Below are 21,345 nucleotides of genomic sequence, written 5' to 3'. Positions count from 1 at the left end.
CATGCCTGAGCTGCCCATCGAGCAACACCTGGCGTCGATCGAAGACGCTCTGGACACCCACTCTCGCCTCATTCTGGTGGCGCAGCCCGGCGCGGGCAAGACCACCCGCGTGCCGTTGCGGCTCATCGAGCGCCCTTGGGCGCGTGGCCAGCGCCTGCTGATGCTCGAACCTCGGCGGGTGGCGGCCAGGCTGGCGGCAACTTACATGGCCGCTCAGTTGGGTGAGCCGGTGGGTAAGCGTATTGGCTATCGCATGCGCGGTGATCAACGGGTGGGGCCTGACACGCAGCTGGAAGTGATCACTCAGGGGGTGCTGACGCGCATGCTGCAGGATGACCCGCTGCTGGAGGGGGTGGCCGGCATTCTCTTCGATGAGTTTCATGAACGCAGTATCGAGTCCGACCTGGGTCTGGCGCTGGCAATGGACGTGCAGCAAAGCATTCGTGACGATCTCCGCCTGGTGGTGATGTCCGCGACGCTGGATATAGAGGCGCTGCGTACCTTGCTGGGCGAGCATACTCCGGTGATCGAGAGCAGTGGCCGCGCCTTTCCGGTCACCACGCTATATCGGCCACCTGTTGGCGGTGAGACCGCCGCCATGGCGGCGCGCAGCGTCGTGGAGGAAGCCGTGGCGCTGGACGATGCCCAGGACATATTGGTCATCTTGCCCGGCGTGGCGGACATCCGCCGGCTCGCTCAGGCGCTGGCGGCTTCATCGCTGACGCTGGATATTCGCACGCTGCATGGCGGCATGACGCTGGATGCTCAACAAGCGGCACTTAGCCCTGGTACGCAGCGGCGGGTGATCATTTCCACCTCGATCACCGAATCGAGCCTGACGGTCGACGGCGTCAACGTCGTCATTGACGCAGGCCTTGAACGGGTGCCCGAGTTCAGTGCCCAAACGGGGCTTACGCGGTTGACTACCCGTCGCGTCAATCGTGCCAGCGCCGACCAGCGGCGTGGGCGCGCGGGTCGCCAGCAATCAGGCTACTGCTATCGTCTGTGGGCACAGGACCAGCCACTGGTTGCGCACCGTGAACCCGAGATGCTGCAGGCCGATCTCTCGCGGCTGGCGCTGGAACTGGCGCTATGGGGTGTCAATGCACCCGACGCGCTGGCCTGGCTATCTCCACCCCCCAAGGGCGCATGGCAGAGCGCGCGCGATCTTCTCCAGCGGCTCGCGCTGCTCGATCAGGCCGGCGGTCTGACACCGCTGGGGCAGCAGTGCGGTACCTTGCCGGTGGAGCCTCGCCTGGCCGCGATGCTGGTGCGCTCCAAGGCTGGAGAAAATACCGCGCTGGCCTGTGCGTTGGCAGCGCTGCTGGAGGGCCGGGAGCGTCTTGAGGGAACATTGCAGGAAGCCCTGGCCGCTCGGCTGAAAACACCTTCTGCATTCCCAGCCTGGCACCAGGAAGTCAAGCGTCTGGCGGCGCTGATGGGATGCACGGTGCCGTCACGCCTTGATCTTGAGCCTCTGGGTGAGCTGCTTGCGGTGGCGTTTCCTGACCGAGTGGCCCAGCTCATGAACCTCGGGCGTTTCAAGCTGGCCAATGGCAAGACGGCAACGCTATCGCCGCAGCACCCGTTGGCCAACGAGCCGTATCTGGTGGCCGTTCACCTCGACAGCGCTAGCCGTGATGCACCGATCCAGAGGGCAGTGCCCCTCTCCGAACAGGCTTTGCGAGCCCTTTATCCGGCGACGGCGAGGTGGCACGAACGAGTTGCCTGGCAAGAGCCGCCAGGCAAGCTGGTGGCCGAAACGGTGCAGTGTCACGGTGAGCTGGTATTGGCGGCACGCCCGCTACAGACGCTGCCCGCCGCCGCTGCCGAACAAGCGCTGATGAGCGCTTTGCAGCGCCGCCCTTCAGCCTTGCTGAATGACGAGGTCAGGCGCTTGCAGGGGCGCATGGCGCTGCTCAAGCGTACTTTCCCTAGGCAATGGCCCGACTGGTCCGATGCTGCGTTGGTGGATGATTTGGACGAGTGGCTGGCGCCTTACGTGGCCGGTATGACTCGGCTGGCACAAGTCGAAAAACTGCCTTTCGCGCGGTGCCTGCTGGATACGCTGACCTGGGAAGCGCAGAGTGCGTTGGCACGTCTGGCGCCTATCGGCCTTACCGCGCCGAGCGGTAACACGATTACGCTGGACTATCTTCCCTGCCTGGAGGGCAGGCCGCCGGTGCTGGCATTGAAGCTGCAGGAGGCCTTTGGCTGGCAAGAAACACCGACCGTGGCCGAAGGGCAAGTGGCCGTGATGATTCACCTGCTGTCACCGGCCCGACGCCCTCTGCAGGTAACCCAGGACTTGCGCAGCTTCTGGCTGACCGGCTACCCGGAGGTGAGAAAAGAGATGCGCGGGCGGTATCCAAAGCACCCGTGGCCAGAAGACCCCTTGACGGCGCAAGCCACGGCACTGACCAAGCGCCGCTTGGGCAACGCTTGAAGGTCAGTCAAAGCGTGCTCTTTACTCTTGTGCAGGTTCCGGTACTTCTCCAGGGCGTTGATAGCGTACGCCGTCCGCGCGAGGTTCTTCGTAACGCTTGTTCTCATCTTCGGAAACCACCCCAAAGACCGTTTCCTGAGAGCCATCCGGCCATGTGTAAGTGGTACAGCCCGCCAGGCTCGACAGACCAAGAATAAAAACGAAACCAGACAGCGTGATACGACGCTTGGGCATGAAAAGCTCCCTGAAAATGGCACATGCTCATGAAAAAGGGTGACGACGAGTGCTGCGTAGTGTGAAGCGCACCGCCACTGCTCGCAAGCTAATTTCAATGGTGTCGATGCAGCAATGGAGATGATGGTCGGTGGCGGGCATGTTCACCTTGTGTCTATGCTGGGATATCAGTCAGGTGTCCTTGTAAAAGGGCGCCAGGAAGACGCCCAGGCGGTTGAGTGCAGAAGGTGGGGAGGGGACATGTGGTCAGTCTTGAAGTCGGTACTGGCAGCCCTGATCGGGGTGCAGAATGATCGGCAGCGCAGGCAGGACTTCTCCAGCGAGCGACCTGCGGCGTTCATTGTGACGGGGGTCGTCGTCACGCTCCTGTTCGTACTGGCGATTGCCTGGTTGGCCAAGTGGGTCGCCGGATGAAACGTTGAGGCAAATCACGCAAGGTTTGCGTGACGAATGGCATTTGTTTTCTATACTGAGATTGACGTCTTAATCCTGCTTTAATAAAAGCATGGCGAGAACAACAATAATAAAGGAGGTTTCTATGCCCCCAGTGTGGCGATGGCTACTACTTCCCTCATCGAGTCTTGCCGTCGCGTCAGCGGCGTCGGCCAATAGTTGGAATATGCCGGTGGGTGTCACGGACGTCAGCCGTGATATCTTCAATCTGCATATGACCATTTTTTGGATCTGCGTCGTCATTGGCGTCGTGGTGTTTGGCGTCATGTTCTACTCGCTGTTTCGCTATCGCCACGCCAAGGGAGCCAAAGCAGCCCATTTCCACGAGCACACCACGGTGGAAGTGTTGTGGACGGCCATTCCCGTGCTGATTCTGGTCGGTATGGCGATTCCCGCCACCGCTACGCTCAAGAACATGTATGACGCCTCGGAAGCCGACCTGGATGTGATGATCACCGGCCAGCAGTGGCGCTGGCGCTACGAATACCTGGGCGAAGACGTTGCCTTCAACTCCAACATGAGCACCCCTTGGGAGCAGATCCGCGGGCAGGAGGAGCGAGGAGAGCACTATCTGCTCGACGTGGACGAACCCCTGGTCTTGCCAATCAATCGCAAAGTGCGCTTTCTGATGACCTCAGACGATGTCATCCACTCCTGGTGGGTGCCCGAGCTGGCGGTCAAGCAGGACACGATTCCCGGCTTCATCAATGAAAACTGGGTGCAGATCAATACACCCGGTATTTATCGCGGACAGTGTGCCGAACTCTGTGGTGTCAATCATGGCTTCATGCCTGTCGTGGTACATGCCATGGAAGAAGAGGAATTCGATGCCTGGCTGGTAGAGCGGCGTGAAGCGGCCGAGCAGGAGGCCATGGGCGTCGACCGTGAATGGGAAATGGAGGAACTGATGGCCAGAGGGGAAGCGGTGTACCGCGCCATCTGTTCTTCTTGCCATCAAGCCGAAGGGCAAGGGGCGATGCCGGCCTTCCCTGCATTGGCCGGTAATGATCAGTTGATCGAAGACCTGGATTGGCATATCGACAGGATCGTCAATGGGGTCTCTGGCGCGGCGATGCCTGCCTTCCGGGCAACTCTGAACCCCGTTGAAATTGCCGCAGTGGTCACCTATACCCGCAATGCCTGGGGAAATGACACGGGTGAAACGGTACAGCCTGCAGCCATTGCTGAGCTGATAGCCCAATAACTCCACGTTTTTACCCATAACAACGAAAAGCAGGCGGAGAAGCTCATGGCGCCCCAACTACCCCCTCAGCATCCGTTGCAGCATAGCTCTACCACTCACGCTGGCACTCATGCCAGCGCCGGTTCTGCCCACCATGAGCATGCGCATCACCCGAAAGGACTCATGCGCTGGCTATTGACCACCAATCACAAGGAGATCGGTACGCTCTATCTGATCTTCTCGCTGACCATGTTCTTCATTGGGGGCATCTTTGCACTGGTGGTCAGGGCAGAGCTTTTTCAACCAGGACTGCAGCTGGTACAGCCCGAGTTCTTCAATCAGATGACCACCATGCATGGCTTGATCATGGTGTTCGCAGCCGTCATGCCTGCCTTCACGGGACTGGCCAACTGGATGATCCCGCTACAGATTGGAGCGCCTGACATGGCGCTTCCTCGGCTCAACAACTTCAGCTTCTGGCTGCTGCCCGTCGCCTTCACGCTCCTGCTTTCAACACTGTTCATGCCGGGCGGCGGGCCCAATTTTGGCTGGACCTTCTATGCGCCCTTGTCCACTACCTACGCGCCACCCTCCACGACCTTCTTCATCCTGGCCCTGCACATCGCCGGTATCAGCTCCATTCTGGGGGCGATCAACATCATCGCCACCATCCTCAACATGCGTGCCCCCGGTATGCGCATGATGGACATGCCGCTGTTCGTCTGGACATGGCTCATTACCGCTTTTCTTCTGATTGCCGTCATGCCCGTGCTGGCGGGGGTGATTACCATGATGCTCATGGATATCAATTTCGGAACCAGCTTCTTCGATGCCTCGGGGGGCGGTGACCCGGTGCTGTTCCAACACCTGTTCTGGTTCTTTGGGCACCCCGAGGTCTACATCATGATTCTGCCAGCCTTCGGTATCGTGTCGGCGATCATTCCAACCTTTGCGCGCAAGCGTCTGTTTGGCTATGCCTCCATGGTGTATGCCACGGGAGCCATTGCGCTGCTGTCGTTTCTGGTATGGGCGCACCACATGTTCGTGGTGGGCTTGCCGTTGGCGGCAGAGCTCTTCTTCATGTACACCACCATGCTGATCGCCGTGCCAACCGGCGTGAAGGTATTCAATTGGGTAACCACGCTATTTCGAGGCTCCATCAGCTTCGAGCCACCCATGCTGTTTGCACTGGCATTCGTGGTGCTGTTCACCATCGGTGGTTTTTCCGGGCTGATGCTGGCCATTGCACCGGCCGACTTTCAATACCATGACACGTACTTCGTGGTCGCTCATTTTCACTATGTGCTCGTGCCGGGGGCCATCTTTGCCATCATGGCAGGCGTGTACTACTGGCTGCCCAAATGGACCGGCCACTATCCCAACGAGCGTTTGGCTCAGTGCCATTTCTGGTGCTCGATCATTGGGGTCAACCTGACCTTTTTCCCCATGCATTTTGCCGGGCTGGCGGGCATGCCCAGACGGATTCCCGACTATGCGCTGCAGTTCGCCGACTTCAACCTGCTGTCCAGCATCGGCGCGTTCTTCTTCGGTTTCTCTCAACTGCTGTTCGTGCTGGTCGTCGTACTGTGTGTCAAGGGGGGTAAAAAAGCACCGGCCAAGGCTTGGGAAGGGGCTGAAGATCTGGAATGGAGTGTGCCTAGCCCGGCGCCACTGCATACCTTTGAGACGCCACCTGTCTTTCAACGCCATCAGGCACATGATTAGTCATGCGTAGTCGGGGGAGGGCTCCAAGATGGCCATCAGCAGTGCAGAGCAAACGGTAGCCGTTCGGCGTACGGTCATTCGCACCACGGCAGTACTGGTGGGGATGTTTGCCTTCGCCTTTGCCTTGGTCCCGCTTTACGACGTTTTCTGCCGTATCACAGGGCTGAATGGCAAGGTGGATACGACCGCCCAGGCCATCGTTCACGAAGAGGTGGACACGTCGCGTTTCATCACGGTCCAGTTCATTACTCGTGGCAGCGCGGGGTTGCCCTGGCAGATGAGTGTTGCCACGCGCCAGATGCGCGTGCATCCCGGGCAAACTGCCGAGGTCGATTTCACGTTCACCAATAATAGCCAAGCCCAGAGCTGGGGGCGTGCCGTGCCTAGCGTATCGCCTTCCAACGCCACGACACACCTTCGCAAGGTCAGCTGTTTCTGCTTTCAAGAGCAGCAGTTGCAAGGCCAGGAACGGCTGACCATACCGCTGGTATTTCAACTCGCCCGGGATCTGCCAGCGGACATCAATACGATTACGCTGGTGTACACCCTCTATCCCGTTCATCACGTCGCACTGAGTGACCCTTATGACAATGCCTCAGGAGGCAGCATATGAGCAGCGGCAGCTATTACGTACCTGCGACCAGCCGGTGGCCAGTATTGGGCTCGATTGCGCTGGGTGTGATGATGATCGGTGCCGGTATTCAGCTGGTCTATGGCACCGGTATGCCAGTCTTGGCGGTTGGATTGGTGGCCGTGGTGGCGGTCATGGGTCTCTGGTTCCGAGATGTCGTGCATGAGTCGATGGGCGGTTTGTACGATGCCCAGATGGATCGCTCGTTTCGCTGGGGGATGGGGTGGTTCATTTTTTCGGAAGTGATGTTCTTTGCAGCTTTCTTCGGGGCGCTTTTCTATGTCCGAACGTTTGCGCTTCCGTGGTTGGGCGGTGAGGGTGCCAAAGGTGTATCGGCGCTGCTATGGCCTGGTTTCATTCCCGAGTGGCCGCTGTTGAACCCTCCTGATGCTGCCGTGTCAGGGCCCCATGGCGTGCTGAGCCCATGGCAGTTGCCGCTGGTGAATACGTTGCTGCTGGTCACATCGAGCATCACCCTGACGGTCGCTCATGAAGCGCTCAAGCTGGGTTATCGAGCAACATGTCGGAATTGGCTGGCGGCAACGGTCGGTCTGGGCATTTGCTTCATCGTCATTCAGGGGGTCGAGTACTACGAAGCCTACCACCATTACGGGATTACCCTGGAAGCCGGTATCTTTGGCGCGACTTTTTTCATTCTCACGGGCTTTCATGGTCTACACGTGATCATTGGCACACTGATTCTGGCCACCATGCTGGTCAGAATCATCAAGGGACATTTCGCCAATGAGCAGCATTTTGGTTTCGAAGCTTCGTGCTGGTATTGGCATTTTGTCGATGTGGTGTGGGTAGGGCTGTTCATCTTTGTCTATGTGCTTTAATGCGTCAGCCCAGTTCGCCGGACCAGAAGCCAAAAATGAGCAATGCCATGAGCAGACAGCCCAGGCCGACACGCCACTTCAGCGAGGTCAGAAGGCGCCGTGAAGCGCCGTGGTCTCGCAATAAAAAACCAGCACCTGCGGCGAGGCTGGCCACCATGCCTATGAATACCAATGCGATCAGTAGCTTGAGTGCCATGCGTCGACGCTCCCGTGTTACCTTGCGGTTATGTGTATGGGGTTGTTTTTGGACCGTGGTGGTCGTTGCTGGTGTGCTGTTAGGACTATGGCAGTGGGAGCGTGCTGCTGACAAGCAGCGATCGCTTGACCAGCGTGCCGCAGCCCCCTCCCTGGTGTCACCGGTCAGTGAGCCAGTCGAGGGCGCCACGTTGCGCCTGCAGGGCGAATATCTGGCGGCGAACACGCTCTATCTCGATAACCGTATCCTCAATGGCCGCCTGGGCGTTGCCGTGCTGACCCCCTTGCGTGACGAACATGGTCAGCTCTGGCTGATTCAACGTGGGTTCATGGAAACCGGCAGCAGCCGAGAGCCACCGGTTTCGGCGACACCAGCAGGCCTGGTGCAGGTCATCGGCGAGTGGCAGGTGGCGCATTCGGATGGTCTCGTCTATGGCAATAATCTGGAAGGGGTGAGGCTGCAACGGCTCGACCTGGCTCCCTGGACGTCCGCACTTGGCGAGTTCCGTTTTGCCGGATGGGTGCATGCTCAGGAGGGCGATGGTGTCTTGATCCCCTGGTGGGAAGCCAATGTCGTGCCACCGGCTCGTCATCAGGCTTATGCGTTTCAGTGGTGGGGCCTGGCGTTGGCGGCTCTGGCGGTAATGCTGATCGGGGGCCACCGCCTCATGAATGACCCTCGGGTCGCGAGAATCAGGAGTTAACCCGATGTCCTCCAGCGCAAAGCGTTTTCCTCGTCTTATCCTGATGTTACTGTTCGTTGCGTTTGCCGCGCCGGTGGTGATCGCATGGGTCATGGTGACATGGCGCATCGGTATACCTTCCCATTACACCGCTCATGGCGATATTTCCGTGACTGCGCCACCACTGGAGGAGTGGCCACTAACGTCTAGACTTGAGCCTGGTGAGCAGTGGATGCTGGTGTTCGAGTGCGTGGAGCCCTGTGAAGCAAGACAGGATGAACTGTGGCGTTTGCACCGCGCGCTCGGACGGGAGGCAGGGCGCTTGCAACGCATCAGGATAGGCGGCGACTTGCAGATATTGCCTGGGGAGGCGGCTACGACATGGCACACCTTGCCCACTTGGCGTGGTGAGCAACGAGTCTGGGTGCTGGACCCCGCAGGCCGCCCAGCGCTGGCCTATCACACAACGGCCACTGCGTCAGACATGCTCAAAGATATCAGGCACTTGTTCAAAGTGAATGCTCTGTAATTTTCTCCCGGCGACTGAACAGCCGTAAGGACACGTGATGATTCATTCCGATAAGCACCGTTTGCGCCTGCTGGTAGCGTTGAGCCTGGCAGGCACGCTATTGACGATGCTGGTCATTCTGGTGGGGGCTTGGACTCGCTTGGTGGATGCTGGGCTAGGGTGCCCCGATTGGCCTGGTTGCTATGGGCGATTGCTGGTGCCTGATAGCGAGCATGCGGCACTGCGTCATCCGGATGTGCCGCTCGACCCGTTCAAGGCCTGGGTCGAGATGGGGCACCGCTATGTCGCCAGTTTTCTCGGGCTGCTGGTGATCGGAACGCTGCTTCTGGGGTGGCCATTGAGGCGCCGAGAAGGCTACCCGTGGAAGGTAAGCGTCGCGCTACTGGTAGTGATCCTCATCCAAGGCGCGTTTGGCGCATTTACCGTGACCTTGAAGCTCTGGCCACAGGTGGTCACGCTGCACTTGTTGGGCGGGCTGAGTGTGTTGATGCTGTTTTTCTGGCTTCATCTGCGTATCCGGCGGTCGGCAAAAGGGGTGTTGGCGTCTCCCCGAAAGCCAAGCCTGCTTTGGCTGCTGGCTGGGGTGGCGCTGGTGCTGCAATTGGCACTGGGGGGCTGGGTAACGAGCAATTATGCCGGCATTGCGTGCCAAGGGTTTCCCACCTGCAACACCCAGTGGTGGCCTGAAATGGATTTGAGCGAAGGGTTTCATCTGACCCAGACCGTGGGCCCCAATTATTTGCATGGTCAACTGCATGCCGATGCGCGCACTGCCATTCACGTGGTACACCGTTTAGGTGCGTTGCTGCTGGGTATCGTGCTGTTGGCGCTCTGGTGCCGCCATCGCCGCCAGAGTGAGGTCGTGGGTGCCTTGTCCATGGTCGTGTTGCTGTATGTGTTACAGGCAGGGTTGGGTGTTGCCAATGTGTTGCTCTGGCTGCCGTTGTGGCTGGCGTTGCTGCATACCGCTGGCGCCGTGCTGTTGTGCCTGGGTCTGGGGTGGGCCTGGTGGCGCTACCGTTATATGTCTGAACGGTCACACGCAGTGCAGGCGCTCGACGGGAAAGCGTTATACGTGCAGGCCCGATAGTCCAATGATTGACCTTGAAAACAATAACAATCCATCAGGTGATCACTATGCGATACGCAACACTGGATAGCACCTTGCCCGCCGTGCGCTGGGGAGTATTGAAAGAGCTGGTGTTACTGTGCAAGCTCAACGTGGTAGTCGTCATGTTGGTATGTACGGCCGTAGGCATGGCGCTATCGACACCAGGGGTGCCACCACTGAAAGCGGTCATCTACGGCCTTCTGGGTGTCGGGTTGGCCTCCAGTGGGGCCGCCGCGTTCAACCATATCATCGACCGCCATCTGGATGCTGTGATGACGCGTACGTCAAGGCGGCCGTTGGCGGCACACCGCTTGCCTGTCTGGGTGGCCGTGCTATGGGCCGTGGGGCTCTCGGTGGCGGGCATTGGACTGCTTGCCTGGCAGGTGAATACGCTAGTGGCTGCGCTGACGCTGGCATCCTTGGTGGGTTACGCCGTGCTGTATACCGCGTACCTCAAGCGTGCCACGCCGCAAAATATCGTCATTGGTGGTGTGGCAGGGGCCTCGCCGCCGCTGCTTGGGTGGGTCGCCGTGACGGGCAGCGTATCAGCAGAGCCCTTGTTGCTGATGTTGATCATCTTCGTATGGACACCGCCGCATTTCTGGTCGTTGGCTATCCACAAGCGTGACGATTACGCCCGAGCCGGCATCCCCATGTTGCCCGTGACGCATGGCGTCGTGTTTACGCAACTGCAGATCTGGCTCTACAGCTGGTTGACGGTTGCCGCATCACTTTTGCCGGTTGTCGTCGGGATGAGTGGCTGGGTCTATCTGGTGATTGCCGTAGCGCTCAATGCGCGGTTCATTTATTGGAGCTGGCGCGTATGGAAAGGGGATGACCAAGAAGCGCCGCTGCTTGCCTTCTGGTTTTCCATTCGTTACCTGCTGGGACTGTTTGGCGCGCTCTTGTTGGACCATTATACTTTTCTGCTGCCCTCGGCCCTTGGGTAGCGAGGACGAGCAAATGACAAAATTGGTCTACGCTGTAGAAAACGGTGTACAATTTTCGTTAAACTATTTCACGGTTGAATGAAGAGGTTTCATGAGCTCTACCGTTGCACTACTGTTGCTGGCTGTCGCGTTGATGGTGATTGCCGGGCTGGGGGGCTATGCGTATTCCCTGCGAAAGGAGGTAAAGCGTCGGGAAGCTTTTCGTATCGAGGAAGAGCAGCGTGCTCAGCAGAACAGCCTTGAAAATCTGGATTACGTCGTAAGCGCGCTGGTGCAGGAGCAGGTGGATATCACCGAAGGCTCTTGGCGGTGTAAGGTGCTGCTGGAAATCGTTGATCCTAGTCTTGCAGAAAGGCCAGAATTTCAAGCATTTGCCGAAGTCTACAACCGGACGCGGCATCTCAAGACCCACTCTGCTCGCAAGCAATTGACGCCCCGAGAGCGGATGCGTGAAGACAAGGAACGGCTCGAAGTGGAAGCTGAAATGCGACCTGCGGTGCTTGCCGCTGCCGCAGCTGTGATCCAGTGGCGAGCCAAAGGTTCCAAGGCGTTACACTGATTTTTAGTGTCATTGGTGTCAGCTTTGCTATGCTAAACACGTTGGTATTGGCAAGAAGTTGATATCACGGCATTGTTGCCTTCTAACGCTGAAACGTTAATGATAGGCACCTCGTTCGATTTCATGATGCGCTCCGGCGCCCATCCTGAAGAAGAACAGCGAAAAATGGATGCTCTCGCTAAAAGAAGCATTAGATAGATTTGGTCACAGACCATATCAGCATTGGATCAAGAAGGAGTCTTGCATGAAAAAATCAACAACTGGCTTGCTAATCGGTTCTGCCCTCGTAGTAGGCCTCTCTGGCTGCGCCAGCTCTGCCTCTCAGTCTTCTGGTCAGGCGAGTGCAAGCAGTGACCGTAGCTGGTACCAGCATCCCGCCGTATGTGGACTTGCTGGCGGCCTGATCGGTGGCAGCATTGGCTACGCGACTAGCGGCAGCTCTGACGAAGAGAGCGGCGCTGCCACTGGCTTCGCAGCTGGCGCTGCCATCGGTGGTCTGCTGTGTGCCGACCACACCCCTGAGCCGGTTGCACCGCAGTGCCCGAGCTATGGTGAAGTGCCTGCAGGCGTGGCAGTTGACGCTGAAGGCTGCCCGCTGGACTCAGACGGTGACGGCGTGCCGGATTACCGTGACCAGTGCCCGGGTACCCCTGCTGGTGTGGCAGTAGACGCCAATGGCTGTCCGCTGGACTCCGACGGTGACGGCGTGCCGGATTACCGTGACCAGTGCCCTGATACCCCCGCTGGTGTTGCCGTGAACGCGCTGGGTTGCCCGGAAAGCCTGGTACTGCGTGATGTCAACTTCGAGTTCGACTCCGCACAGCTGACTGCCAATGCACAGCAAGTGTTGAACGGTGTTGCCGAGCGTCTGGTCAACAACCCTGACGTACGTGTCAGCATCGAAGGCCACACCGACTCACGTGGTGCTGCCGAGTACAACCAGAACCTGTCTCAGCGTCGTGCCGAGTCCGTGGCTGCCTACCTTGCCCAGCGTGGCGTAGAAGCTAACCGCATGCGTGCTGTAGGTTACGGCGAAGAGCGTCCTGTTGCGACCAACGACACTGACGAAGGTCGTGCGCAGAACCGTCGCGTAGAACTGGATGAGTGGAACTAATCACTTGTCGGTATGATGCTCCTTGACAGGCCACATGTGTGGCGCTGAAAGAGAGTCAAAGAACGGGAGGCCATGGGCCTCCCGTTTTATTTTATGAAGTGCCAAAGTCTGTTAGGCTGTCGGCCGGTTTCGAGCCCGTTTTTCTACCGTTGATAGCGAAATGTGATCCCTGGTATGGATCACCACTGCGCTCAAGGAATATTTGAATGCCCATAGTGACACTGCCTGACGGCAGCCAGAGAACATTTGATAGCCCCATTTCCATCATGCAGCTGGCAGAGTCCATTGGTCCTGGTTTAGCCAAGGCCTGCGTGGCGGGCAAGATCGATGGGGTGCTGGTGGACGCAGCGGATATCATCGAGCAGGATGCCGATGTTTCCATCATCACGGCGCGGGACGACGAGGGGGTGGAGATCATCCGCCATTCATGTGCCCACCTGATCGGCCATGCCGTGAAGCAGCTCTACCCCAGCGCCAAGATGGCGATTGGCCCGGTTATCGATGATGGTTTCTACTACGATATCGATTTTGGTCAATCCGTGACGCCAGAAGATCTGGAGGCGATCGAGAAGCGCATGCAGGCGCTGATCGACCAGGAGTACGACGTAATACGTGAATACGTCGATAGTGCCAAGGCCATGGCCACCTTCGAAGAGCGTGACGAGCCCTACAAACAGGAAATCGTCCGTGATATTCCGGAAGGTGCTGCGATTCGCCTGTATCATCATGAAGAGTACACGGACATGTGCCGGGGGCCGCACGTGCCGAATACCCGGCACCTGAAAGCCTTCAAGTTGACCAAGCTGGCGGGCGCTTACTGGCGCGGCGACGCTTCCAATCCGATGCTCACGCGTATTTACGGCACGGCTTGGGGCGATAAGAAACAGCTCAAGGCTTACTTGCAGCGCTTGGAGGAAGCCGAGAAGCGTGACCACCGTAAATTGGCGCGCAAGATGGACCTCTTCCACCTGCAGGAAGAGGCTCCCGGTATGGTTTTTTGGCATCCCAATGGCTGGACCATGTACCAGGCCTTGGAAGAGTATATGCGTAACGTACAGCGGGCGCATGGTTATCAGGAGATCAAGACACCCCAGGTGGTCGATCTCTCGCTGTGGAAAAAATCAGGCCACTGGGGTCACTACAGTGAGCTGATGTTCACCACCGAGTCCGAAAAGCGTGAGTACGCGGTCAAGCCGATGAACTGTCCTTGCCATGTGCAGGTGTTCAATCAGGGGCTGAAGAGCTACCGCGACCTGCCTTTGCGTCTGGCCGAGTTTGGCAGCTGCCATCGTAATGAACCCTCTGGTTCACTGCATGGTCTGATGCGGGTGCGTGGGTTTACCCAGGACGATGCGCACATCTTCTGTACCGAAAAGCAGATTCAGGCAGAGGCCGAAGCGTTCATTGCGCTGACGCTGCAAGTCTACAAAACGCTTGGATTCGACGAGGTAGAGCTCAAACTGTCCACGCGTCCTGAAGACTTCCTTGGCGAAGCAGAAATGTGGGATCGAGCCGAGCAGGGCCTGGAAGCTGCCTTGAATGCCACGGGACTTGCGTGGGAGTTGCAGCCAGGTGAAGGGGCGTTTTACGGTCCCAAGATCGAGTTTGCGCTGCGCGACTGTCTGAATCGAGTATGGCAGTGCGGTACCTTGCAGTTGGACTTCAATCTTCCGGGCCGCTTGGGTGCTCAGTACGTGGATGAAGACGGTGCGCGCAAGACGCCGGTCATGCTTCATCGTGCCATTCTGGGCTCTTTCGAACGTTTCCTGGGTATTTTGATTGAGCACTATGCCGGTGCTATGCCATTATGGTTGGCCCCGCAGCAAGCGGTGTTGATGACGATTACCGATGCACAGCGCGATTTTGCTCTGGAAGTAGAGCGTCGGCTGCAAAAAATTGGCTTGCGGGTCAAGGCGGACTTGAGGAACGAGAAGATCGGCTTTAAAATCCGTGAGCATACATTACAGAAAGTTCCCTATCTCCTGGTGGTAGGAGATAAGGAAGTAGAAGCTGACTCAGTGGCCGTGCGTACTCGCAGCGGCGAAAATCTCGGCACCATGACCATCGACGAATTCATCGAAAGGTTCAGTGAAGAGAGAGCAGCCCTGGCGACATCGTCAATTGCCTAAGGAGACAGAGCAATCAAGCGAAGCAATCAGCGCGGGCGTCCACAAGATAAACGCCCACCAATGAACGAGCGGATCACCGAAGAAGAAGTACGTTTAATCGATGCCGAAGGCGAGCAGTTGGGCGTAGTGCCCACCTCCGAGGCTCTTGAGCGTGCAGAAGCGGCAGGTCTGGATCTCGTGCAAATCTCGAATGCCGACCCCATCGTCTGCAAGATCATGGACTACGGCAAATTCGTTTTTGAGACCAAGAAGCAGAAAGCGGCTCAAAAGAAAAAGCAGAAGCAAATCCAGGTCAAGGAAGTCAAATTCCGTCCTGGCACCGACGAGGGCGATTATCAGGTCAAGCTTAAAAACCTGATTCGCTTCCTGGAAGGTGGTGACAAGGGTAAGGTCACATTGCGCTTCCGTGGTCGTGAAATGGCGCATCAGGACATCGGCCGCAAGCTGATGGAGCGGATCGCGGCAGACCTGGAAGAGATCGGAGCGGTGGAGTCTTTCCCGAAAATGGAAGGCCGCCAGATGATCATGATCCTTGCCCCGAAAAAGAAGTGATCCAACGGCGTTGTTAACGGGCCAGCGCATTTGCGCTGGTCGGCCCTGGGTTTTCTAAAAAATATCGAGCGGAGTTATCTCATGCCGAAAATCAAAAGCAACAGCGGCGCTGCCAAGCGCTTCAAAAAGACCGCTAACGGCTTCAAGCACAAGCAGTCTTTCCGTAGCCACATCTTGACCAAGAAGTCGACCAAGCGTAAGCGTCAGCTGCGTGGCATGAAGCAAGTGCATGCTTCCGACAAAGCGCTGATTCAGCGCATGCTGCCGAACCTGTAAGGTCGAATTTTCTTATCTGAGCACCGTCTCAGTCATAAAGTCAGGAGTGTGTTATGACCCGTGTTAAGCGTGGCGTAGTTGCCCGTCGTCGCCATAAAAAAGTTCTGAAGCAGGCCAAAGGTTACTACGGTGCCCGTTCGCGTGTTTTCCGCGTAGCCAAGCAGGCTGTCATCAAGGCCGGTCAGTATGCCTACCGTGACCGTCGCAACCGCAAGCGCCAATTCCGCGCTCTGTGGATTCAGCGTATCAACGCTGGTGCACGTATCAACGGCATGTCTTACAGCCGCTTCGTAGGTGGCCTGAAGAAAGCCGGTATTGAAATCGACCGTAAAGTATTGGCCGACCTGGCTGTACACGAGAAAGCCGCATTTGCTGCTATCGTGGAAAAAGCCAAGGCTGCCCAATAAGGCACTTTTCACTGGGTTAGCCCAGCGTGAAATGCCCGTGGTCATTTCAGTGTGACCCATGCAGGGGAAGAGCAGCCGCTCTTCCCCTGTTTTTTTGTCACCTTCAACATGCCTGCCATCCCCGTGGATGGAGCCGCTTAATTCGGAGTGAAATCGGATGGACCACCTTCCTACTCTGGTGTCTGAGGCCCGCGAAGCTATCCAGGCTGCGCAGAGTGTCTCGTCGCTGGATGAGTTGCGCGTACGTTACCTGGGCAAGAAAGGCGAAGTGACTGCCTTGCTGAAAGGGTTGGGTAAACTATCGGCCGAAGAGCGACCTGCCGCAGGTGAGCAGATCAACCAGGCCAAGCAGACCCTGTCGGCGGAAATCGATAGCAAGCGCCAGCAGCTGGAAAATGCCGCCCTGGATGCGCGCCTGGCAGCAGAGCGGATCGATGTCACTCTGCCAGGGCGTGGGCAAGCCAGCGGAGGGCTGCACCCCGTGACGCGAACGCTGGAGCGTATCGAGGGGCTGTTTACCAGAATTGGCTACGATGTTGCGGTAGGGCCTGAAATCGAAGACGACTACCATAATTTCGAAGCACTCAACATTCCTGCCCATCATCCTGCGCGCGGCATGGCGGATACGTTTTACTTCGATGCGACGCGGTTGCTGCGTACCCATACCTCGCCGGTGCAAGTGCGTACCATGAAAAGTAGTGAGCCGCCCATCCGGATCGTTTGTCCGGGGCGCGTTTATCGTAGCGATTCCGACCTGACCCACACGCCCATGTTCCACCAGGTAGAAGGGCTGCTGGTGGATGAGGGCGTCAGTTTTGCCGACTTGAAAGGCACTATCGAAGACTTTCTGCAGGCGTTTTTCGAGCGTGACGACTTGTCAGCTCGGCGGAAGTCGATATTCAGTGCGTGATGTGCAGCGGTGAAGGGTGTCGTGTCTGTTCTCACAGTGGCTGGCTGGAAGTCATGGGTTGCGGCATGGTGCACCCTGAGGTGTTTCGTCATTCGGGGATCGATACCGAGCGCTATACCGGGTTTGCATTTGGCATGGGCGCCGAGCGTCTGGCCATGTTGCGCTATGGGGTCAATGATCTACGCCTATTCTTCGAGAACGATTTGCGCTTCCTGCGCCAATTCACCTGATACTGCTGCTTACGACGGGAAAAATTATGAAGTTTTCAGAACAGTGGCTGCGTGAATGGGTTGCTCCGCAGTTGGATGCGCAAGCCATTGCCGATCAGATCACCATGGCAGGGCTCGAAGTCGACGCGGTCGAGGCCGTTGCTGCAGCGTTCAGTGGCGTCGTCGTTGCCGAAGTGTTGAGTAAAGAGAAGCACCCGGATGCCGACAAGCTGAATGTGTGCACCGTGGATGACGGTACCGGCGCGCCTGTCCAGGTGGTGTGTGGTGCCGCCAACGTGGCAGTCGGTCAGAAAATTCCTTTTGCCCAGGTGGGCGGAGTGCTGCCGGGCGACTTCAAGATCAAGAAAGCCAAGCTGCGTGGTGTCGAATCCAATGGCATGATCTGCTCGGCATCCGAGCTGGGTTTGGAGGAGGAAACCTCGCCAGGCATTCTGGTACTCTCCGAGGCAGCTCCGGTCGGCGTCAGCTTCCGCGAGTACATGCAGTTGGACGACATGACCATCGAGGTCGATCTGACGCCTAACCGCGGTGATTGCCTGAGCATCAAAGGGTTGGCGCGCGAAGTGGGCGTGCTGAACAGACTGCCTGTCAGCGGCCCGCAGATTACGCCGGTGCCCGCCACGATCGACGATACTTTCCCTGTGCGCGTGGACGCCGCAGAGCAGTGCCCCCGCTATCTGGGTCGTGTCATCAAGGGTGTCGACGTACAAGTGGAAACGCCGCTATGGATGGTGGAGCGGCTGCGCCGCAGTGGCGTGCGCTCGATCGACCCGGTCGTCGATGTCACCAACTACGTCATGCTCGAGCTGGGCCAGCCGCTGCATGCCTTTGACCGCGACAACCTTCACGGCAGTATTTGTGTGCGCATGGCGCAGTCGTCAGAGCGACTGACCTTGCTGGACGGCCAGGACGTAGCGCTTCGTCAGGATACGCTGTTGATTACTGATGAGCGTGGGCCCCTGGCCATGGCTGGTGTCATGGGAGGGGAAAACTCTGGCGTCAGCGAGAAAACGCACACCATTTTCCTGGAGTCTGCATTTTTCGCGCCGCTAGCGATTGCGGGCAAGGCTCGCTCTTATGGCCTTCATACGGATGCCTCGCACCGCTACGAGCGTGGGGTGGATCCTGAGTTGGCCAGTAGCGCGATCGAACGGGCGACCCAATTGCTGCTGGAGATCTGTGGTGGTCAGGCTGGGCCGGTTACGGAAGCTGTTCACCAGCAGGCAATACCTGCACCGAAGACCATCATGCTGCGTGAAGCACGACTCGAAGCAGCGCTTTCCAAGCAGCTGCCAGGTGATGAGGTGAGCGATATCCTCGAGCGTCTGGGGCTGCAAGTGGAGCGCTTGGCGGAGGGTTGGAAGGTCAAGGCAGCCAGTTGGCGTTTCGACATTGCCATCGAAGAAGACCTCATCGAGGAGGTCGCCCGTGTGCATGGTTACAACAATCTGCCCGTCCGCCGACCAGCCGCTCGCCTGGCGCTGCGTCCTGCCAACGAGTCGACCCTGACGCTGGCGCGTCTGCGTAACCAGCTGGTGGCTCGTGGTTATCAGGAAGCGGTGACGTATAGCTTCGTGGCGCCAGACCTTCAGGCGGCACTGCTGCCCGACGCCGTATCACCCGTATTGGCCAACCCGATTTCGGCGGATCTGTCCGTCATGCGAGCCAGTCTGTTTCCGGGGCTGGTGAGGGCGCTGGAGCACAACCTCAATCGCCAGCAGTCGCGCGTTCGTCTCTTCGAGACGGGCCTGGTGTTCAATGGCCCGCTGGACGATCTTTCTCAAGTGCCCATGATGGGGGCGCTGGTGTGCGGTGGTCGTGAAGCAGAAGGCTGGAGTGGCGGTAAGGCAGCCGTCGATTTCTATGATCTCAAGGGCGACCTTGAGAGTGTGCTGGCACTAGGGGGGGCTGCAGAAGATTGGCGCTTCGAACCTGGCGAGCACTCGGCTTTGCATCCGGGGCAGACGGCCAAGGTGCTGCATAAAGGGAAGCCGGTTGGCTGGATTGGAACGCTGCATCCTCAGGTGCGTGCCAAATTGGGCCTGAAAGTGGATGCCGTGCTGTTCGAAGTGCGACTGGATGCTCTGAGTCAAGGTGCAGTTCCCGCCTTTGAACCACTTTCCCGCTATCCAGAAGTGCGCCGCGATCTGGCGTTCACGGTCAAGGAAGAGACGCCAGTGCAGGCTCTGCTCGACTGTGCGAAGTCTCAGGCGGGAGAAAGCTTGAAAGACATCAAGCTGTTTGATGTCTATGCTGGTAAGGGCGTTGCCGAAGGTCACAAGAGCATTGCGCTGGGCTTGACCTGGCAACACGCATCGCGCACGCTAAATGATGAAGAAATCAACCAGTTGGTTGATGCCATTGTGACTACCGTGCGTACCGAGCTGAACGCTGATCTGCGCGGTTGATGACGCCATGCCATGACATGACGCTTACCACGATCCTGGCAGTGCGTTTGCTACACCGTTTGCTACATGGAGGAGCCTTATGGGTGCGTTGACCAAAGCAGAGCTAGCAGAGCATTTACATAGCGAGCTGGCGCTGTCAAAACGAGAAGCAAAAGCGATGGTCGAAGCTTTTTTCGAAGAGATTCGCGCTTGCTTACGTGAAAACGAGCAAGTGAAGCTGTCAGGATTTGGTAATTTCGACCTGCGCGACAAGCGTGAGCGTCCAGGGCGCAACCCCAAGACCGGAGAGGAAATTCCGATTTCGGCGCGCCGGGTAGTGACCTTCAGGCCTGGTCAGAAGCTCAAGCAGCAGGTAGAGCGGTATGCGAGCGAAAGTGGTCTTGGCAAGCCGGATTAGCCTTGACCACCCATGTCGAAAAGGAGTGCTGGAAAGCACTCCTTTTTTTTATGGCTGAAAGATTAGAAAGGCTACAGGCCTCTCCCTTCGATCAACCAGGTGATGATGACTTTGATGATGTAACCCATCATGCCTGCGCCGAGTACGACGAACAGCATGATCGTGCCGAATTTGCCTGCATTCGACTTTTTGGCCAAATCCCAAATGATGAAGCACATGAACACGATCAAGCCGCCGATCATGATAGGGGTGATCCATGTCTCAAAGGCTTGCTGCATAAGCGCTCCTGCAGATAGAAGATGTAAGAGTAGAAGGAAGAAGGGCGTGCGCAACGTGCGCGGCTTTTGCCAGTCGTGTTAATATTTGACCAAATTCATCAGGTATTTGTCGACTGAACATTGTGAACTGGGAGTAAGCAATGCCAAAGATGACGATTGTGGTGGGCACCATGTATGGCGGTGCCCTTGACGTAGCCGAGCAGGTCAAGCCGCTGTTCGAGAAGGCGGGATATGCCGTAGTGGTGTCTGAACAGCCCACGTTGACAGACGTGAGTGGAGATAATGACCTGACGCTGTTTTGCTTGTCGACCACCGGTAGTGGCGACTTTCCTGGCAATATCGTACCGTTCGTGCGCAGCCTGAAAGACCAGTCACCTTCGCTCACCGGTCTTCGTTACGGACTGATCGCGCTCGGCGACAGCTCCTATGGCGATACGTTCTGCGGTGCCGGCCGTGCACTGGACGAGCTGCTGACATCGTTGGGCGCTCAGCGTCTCGGGGAGCGGTTGGAAGTCGATGCCATGGAGACCTTCATGGCCGATGATGCTGCAGTGCCGTGGGTGGAAGAGTGGATCGTGGCTCAGCAGTTGAAGGTGGCGTAACCATGCAGTCAGCGGCTCACTCTCCTGAACGGGTAAGCATTGCCATTGGCCTGTGCGTGGTCATGTTGTCTGCTTTGCCGCGCTATCTGGCGGGCGGGCATGAGACTCGTCAAACGCTGATCGTCATGGCCCTGGTGCTGGTGGCAGGGGCGGCTGCGGTGCAGTGGAAGATGCTTCCCGTCGAAGCTCGTCAGCGGTTGCCAGCGCTGCTCAAGCGCCTTAGTGTCATGATGGTGTTGGGCGCCATCATCATGGGTGGTTGGCATGCGCTGTTCACGGCGTGGATCAGTTGGCAGGAGTTCATCTCCCACGCGGCCACCTGTGGGCTACTGTTGCATGCCGTCACACTTTGGTGGCGTTCGCGCGCTTGAAGTCGTGCAGGCATTGTAATACGCCTGTTTTTGATGCCCGAACCCTTGAAATTGGGGGGCTAGCCCCCATCTTGCGAGCATGGCGCTTGCCTCCTTGCGTCAGGGTTCTTAAAATCGCCCTCTTGAATCAATT

At 57.8% G+C, this 21,345-nt stretch carries 23 protein-coding genes and 1 pseudogene; 21 read left to right on the top strand and 3 right to left on the bottom strand.

Going from position 1 to position 21,345, the window contains the following annotated elements:
• The first annotated feature begins 1 nt into the window (after position 1).
• Positions 2–2,446, top strand: coding sequence for an ATP-dependent helicase HrpB (gene hrpB, locus IE091_RS06895; RefSeq protein ID WP_189463166.1), 2,445 nt, complete (start codon positions 2–4; stop codon positions 2,444–2,446).
• A 21-nt stretch (positions 2,447–2,467) separates the two neighbouring features.
• Here hrpB and IE091_RS06890 read toward each other — a convergent pair whose 3' ends face one another.
• The gene (locus IE091_RS06890; protein ID WP_096922917.1) at positions 2,468–2,680 is read right to left on the bottom strand and encodes a hypothetical protein; all 213 of its coding nucleotides are present in this window, start codon (positions 2,678–2,680) and stop codon (positions 2,468–2,470) included.
• Between the two features lie 240 nt (positions 2,681–2,920).
• On the opposite strand from IE091_RS06890, the gene IE091_RS06885 reads away from it, so the two are divergent.
• The 5 genes from IE091_RS06885 (at position 2,921) to IE091_RS06865 (ending at position 7,511) form a co-directional block, all read left to right on the top strand.
• Entirely contained in the window at positions 2,921–3,094 is a 174-nt protein-coding gene (locus IE091_RS06885; protein ID WP_084123813.1) for a DUF2970 domain-containing protein, read from the top strand.
• A 124-nt stretch (positions 3,095–3,218) separates the two neighbouring features.
• Positions 3,219–4,337: a cytochrome c oxidase subunit II gene (coxB, locus tag IE091_RS06880; RefSeq protein WP_039181877.1), complete on the top strand. Its 1,119-nt coding sequence runs from the start codon at positions 3,219–3,221 to the stop codon at positions 4,335–4,337.
• Between the two features lie 45 nt (positions 4,338–4,382).
• On the top strand, positions 4,383–6,041 hold the full coding sequence (gene ctaD, locus IE091_RS06875; protein ID WP_039181874.1) for a cytochrome c oxidase subunit I: 1,659 nt from the start codon (positions 4,383–4,385) through the stop codon (positions 6,039–6,041).
• Between the two features lie 28 nt (positions 6,042–6,069).
• Entirely contained in the window at positions 6,070–6,654 is a 585-nt protein-coding gene (locus IE091_RS06870; RefSeq protein ID WP_039181871.1) for a cytochrome c oxidase assembly protein, read from the top strand.
• Positions 6,651–7,511, top strand: coding sequence for a cytochrome c oxidase subunit 3 (locus IE091_RS06865; RefSeq protein WP_039181869.1), 861 nt, complete (start codon positions 6,651–6,653; stop codon positions 7,509–7,511). Before IE091_RS06870 ends, IE091_RS06865 begins: the two co-directional genes overlap by 4 nt.
• 4 nt (positions 7,512–7,515) lie before the next feature.
• Here the strand turns inward: IE091_RS06865 and IE091_RS06860 are convergent, their stop codons facing one another.
• Positions 7,516–7,707 carry a DUF2909 domain-containing protein gene (locus IE091_RS06860; protein ID WP_039181867.1) on the bottom strand — a complete coding sequence of 64 codons (192 nt, stop codon included), beginning with the start codon at positions 7,705–7,707 and terminating at the stop codon, positions 7,516–7,518.
• 55 nt (positions 7,708–7,762) lie between these two features.
• Here IE091_RS06860 and IE091_RS06855 point away from each other — a divergent pair, with 55 nt between their 5' ends.
• The 13 genes and pseudogenes from IE091_RS06855 (at position 7,763) to IE091_RS06795 (ending at position 19,961) form a co-directional block, all read left to right on the top strand.
• Entirely contained in the window at positions 7,763–8,410 is a 648-nt protein-coding gene (locus IE091_RS06855) for an SURF1 family protein (RefSeq protein WP_308428120.1), read from the top strand.
• A 4-nt stretch (positions 8,411–8,414) separates the two neighbouring features.
• On the top strand, positions 8,415–8,918 hold the full coding sequence (locus IE091_RS06850; RefSeq protein ID WP_039181860.1) for a hypothetical protein: 504 nt from the start codon (positions 8,415–8,417) through the stop codon (positions 8,916–8,918).
• Positions 8,919–8,955: 37 nt separating this feature from the next.
• Positions 8,956–10,008, top strand: coding sequence for a COX15/CtaA family protein (locus tag IE091_RS06845; RefSeq protein ID WP_189463165.1), 1,053 nt, complete (start codon positions 8,956–8,958; stop codon positions 10,006–10,008).
• A gap of 47 nt (positions 10,009–10,055) precedes the next feature.
• A complete protein-coding gene (locus IE091_RS06840; RefSeq protein WP_096922921.1) occupies positions 10,056–10,979 on the top strand; it encodes a heme o synthase in 924 nt (307 codons plus the stop codon).
• Between the two features lie 91 nt (positions 10,980–11,070).
• Positions 11,071–11,538 carry a DUF2489 domain-containing protein gene (locus IE091_RS06835; protein ID WP_144984616.1) on the top strand — a complete coding sequence of 156 codons (468 nt, stop codon included), beginning with the start codon at positions 11,071–11,073 and terminating at the stop codon, positions 11,536–11,538.
• A gap of 244 nt (positions 11,539–11,782) precedes the next feature.
• On the top strand, positions 11,783–12,652 hold the full coding sequence (locus IE091_RS06830) for an OmpA family protein (RefSeq protein ID WP_039181848.1): 870 nt from the start codon (positions 11,783–11,785) through the stop codon (positions 12,650–12,652).
• A gap of 206 nt (positions 12,653–12,858) precedes the next feature.
• Positions 12,859–14,781: a threonine--tRNA ligase gene (thrS, locus tag IE091_RS06825; RefSeq protein ID WP_189463162.1), complete on the top strand. Its 1,923-nt coding sequence runs from the start codon at positions 12,859–12,861 to the stop codon at positions 14,779–14,781.
• Between the two features lie 12 nt (positions 14,782–14,793).
• The gene (gene infC, locus IE091_RS06820; RefSeq protein ID WP_081135803.1) at positions 14,794–15,333 is read left to right on the top strand and encodes a translation initiation factor IF-3; all 540 of its coding nucleotides are present in this window, start codon (positions 14,794–14,796) and stop codon (positions 15,331–15,333) included.
• Between the two features lie 81 nt (positions 15,334–15,414).
• Complete coding sequence (rpmI, locus tag IE091_RS06815; protein WP_039181842.1) at positions 15,415–15,609, top strand: 50S ribosomal protein L35; 195 nt, start codon at positions 15,415–15,417, stop codon at positions 15,607–15,609.
• A gap of 53 nt (positions 15,610–15,662) precedes the next feature.
• Entirely contained in the window at positions 15,663–16,016 is a 354-nt protein-coding gene (rplT, locus tag IE091_RS06810; protein WP_009097607.1) for a 50S ribosomal protein L20, read from the top strand.
• 157 nt (positions 16,017–16,173) lie between these two features.
• Positions 16,174–17,156 (top strand): annotated as a pseudogene (gene pheS, locus IE091_RS06805) (phenylalanine--tRNA ligase subunit alpha).
• Between the two features lie 26 nt (positions 17,157–17,182).
• Positions 17,183–19,564, top strand: coding sequence for a phenylalanine--tRNA ligase subunit beta (gene pheT / locus IE091_RS06800; RefSeq protein ID WP_144984621.1), 2,382 nt, complete (start codon positions 17,183–17,185; stop codon positions 19,562–19,564).
• Between the two features lie 79 nt (positions 19,565–19,643).
• On the top strand, positions 19,644–19,961 hold the full coding sequence (locus IE091_RS06795) for an integration host factor subunit alpha (RefSeq protein ID WP_039181832.1): 318 nt from the start codon (positions 19,644–19,646) through the stop codon (positions 19,959–19,961).
• Positions 19,962–20,032: 71 nt separating this feature from the next.
• Here IE091_RS06795 and IE091_RS06790 read toward each other — a convergent pair whose 3' ends face one another.
• Entirely contained in the window at positions 20,033–20,239 is a 207-nt protein-coding gene (locus tag IE091_RS06790; protein WP_039181829.1) for a DUF2788 domain-containing protein, read from the bottom strand.
• Between the two features lie 140 nt (positions 20,240–20,379).
• On the opposite strand from IE091_RS06790, the gene IE091_RS06785 reads away from it, so the two are divergent.
• Together IE091_RS06785 and IE091_RS06780 are read left to right on the top strand one after the other, a co-directional pair.
• The gene (locus tag IE091_RS06785) at positions 20,380–20,841 is read left to right on the top strand and encodes a flavodoxin domain-containing protein (protein ID WP_039181827.1); all 462 of its coding nucleotides are present in this window, start codon (positions 20,380–20,382) and stop codon (positions 20,839–20,841) included.
• Between the two features lie 2 nt (positions 20,842–20,843).
• Positions 20,844–21,212, top strand: coding sequence for a hypothetical protein (locus IE091_RS06780; RefSeq protein ID WP_189463161.1), 369 nt, complete (start codon positions 20,844–20,846; stop codon positions 21,210–21,212).
• Positions 21,213–21,345: the final 133 nt, after the last annotated feature.

Origin of the sequence: Vreelandella hamiltonii (assembly GCF_014651775.1) — a bacterium.
In the GTDB taxonomy this organism is placed as follows: Bacteria; Pseudomonadota; Gammaproteobacteria; order Pseudomonadales; family Halomonadaceae; genus Vreelandella; species Vreelandella hamiltonii.
The sequence above is the reverse complement of the archived record's forward strand: the minus strand, read 5'-3'. Positions and strand labels throughout refer to the sequence as shown.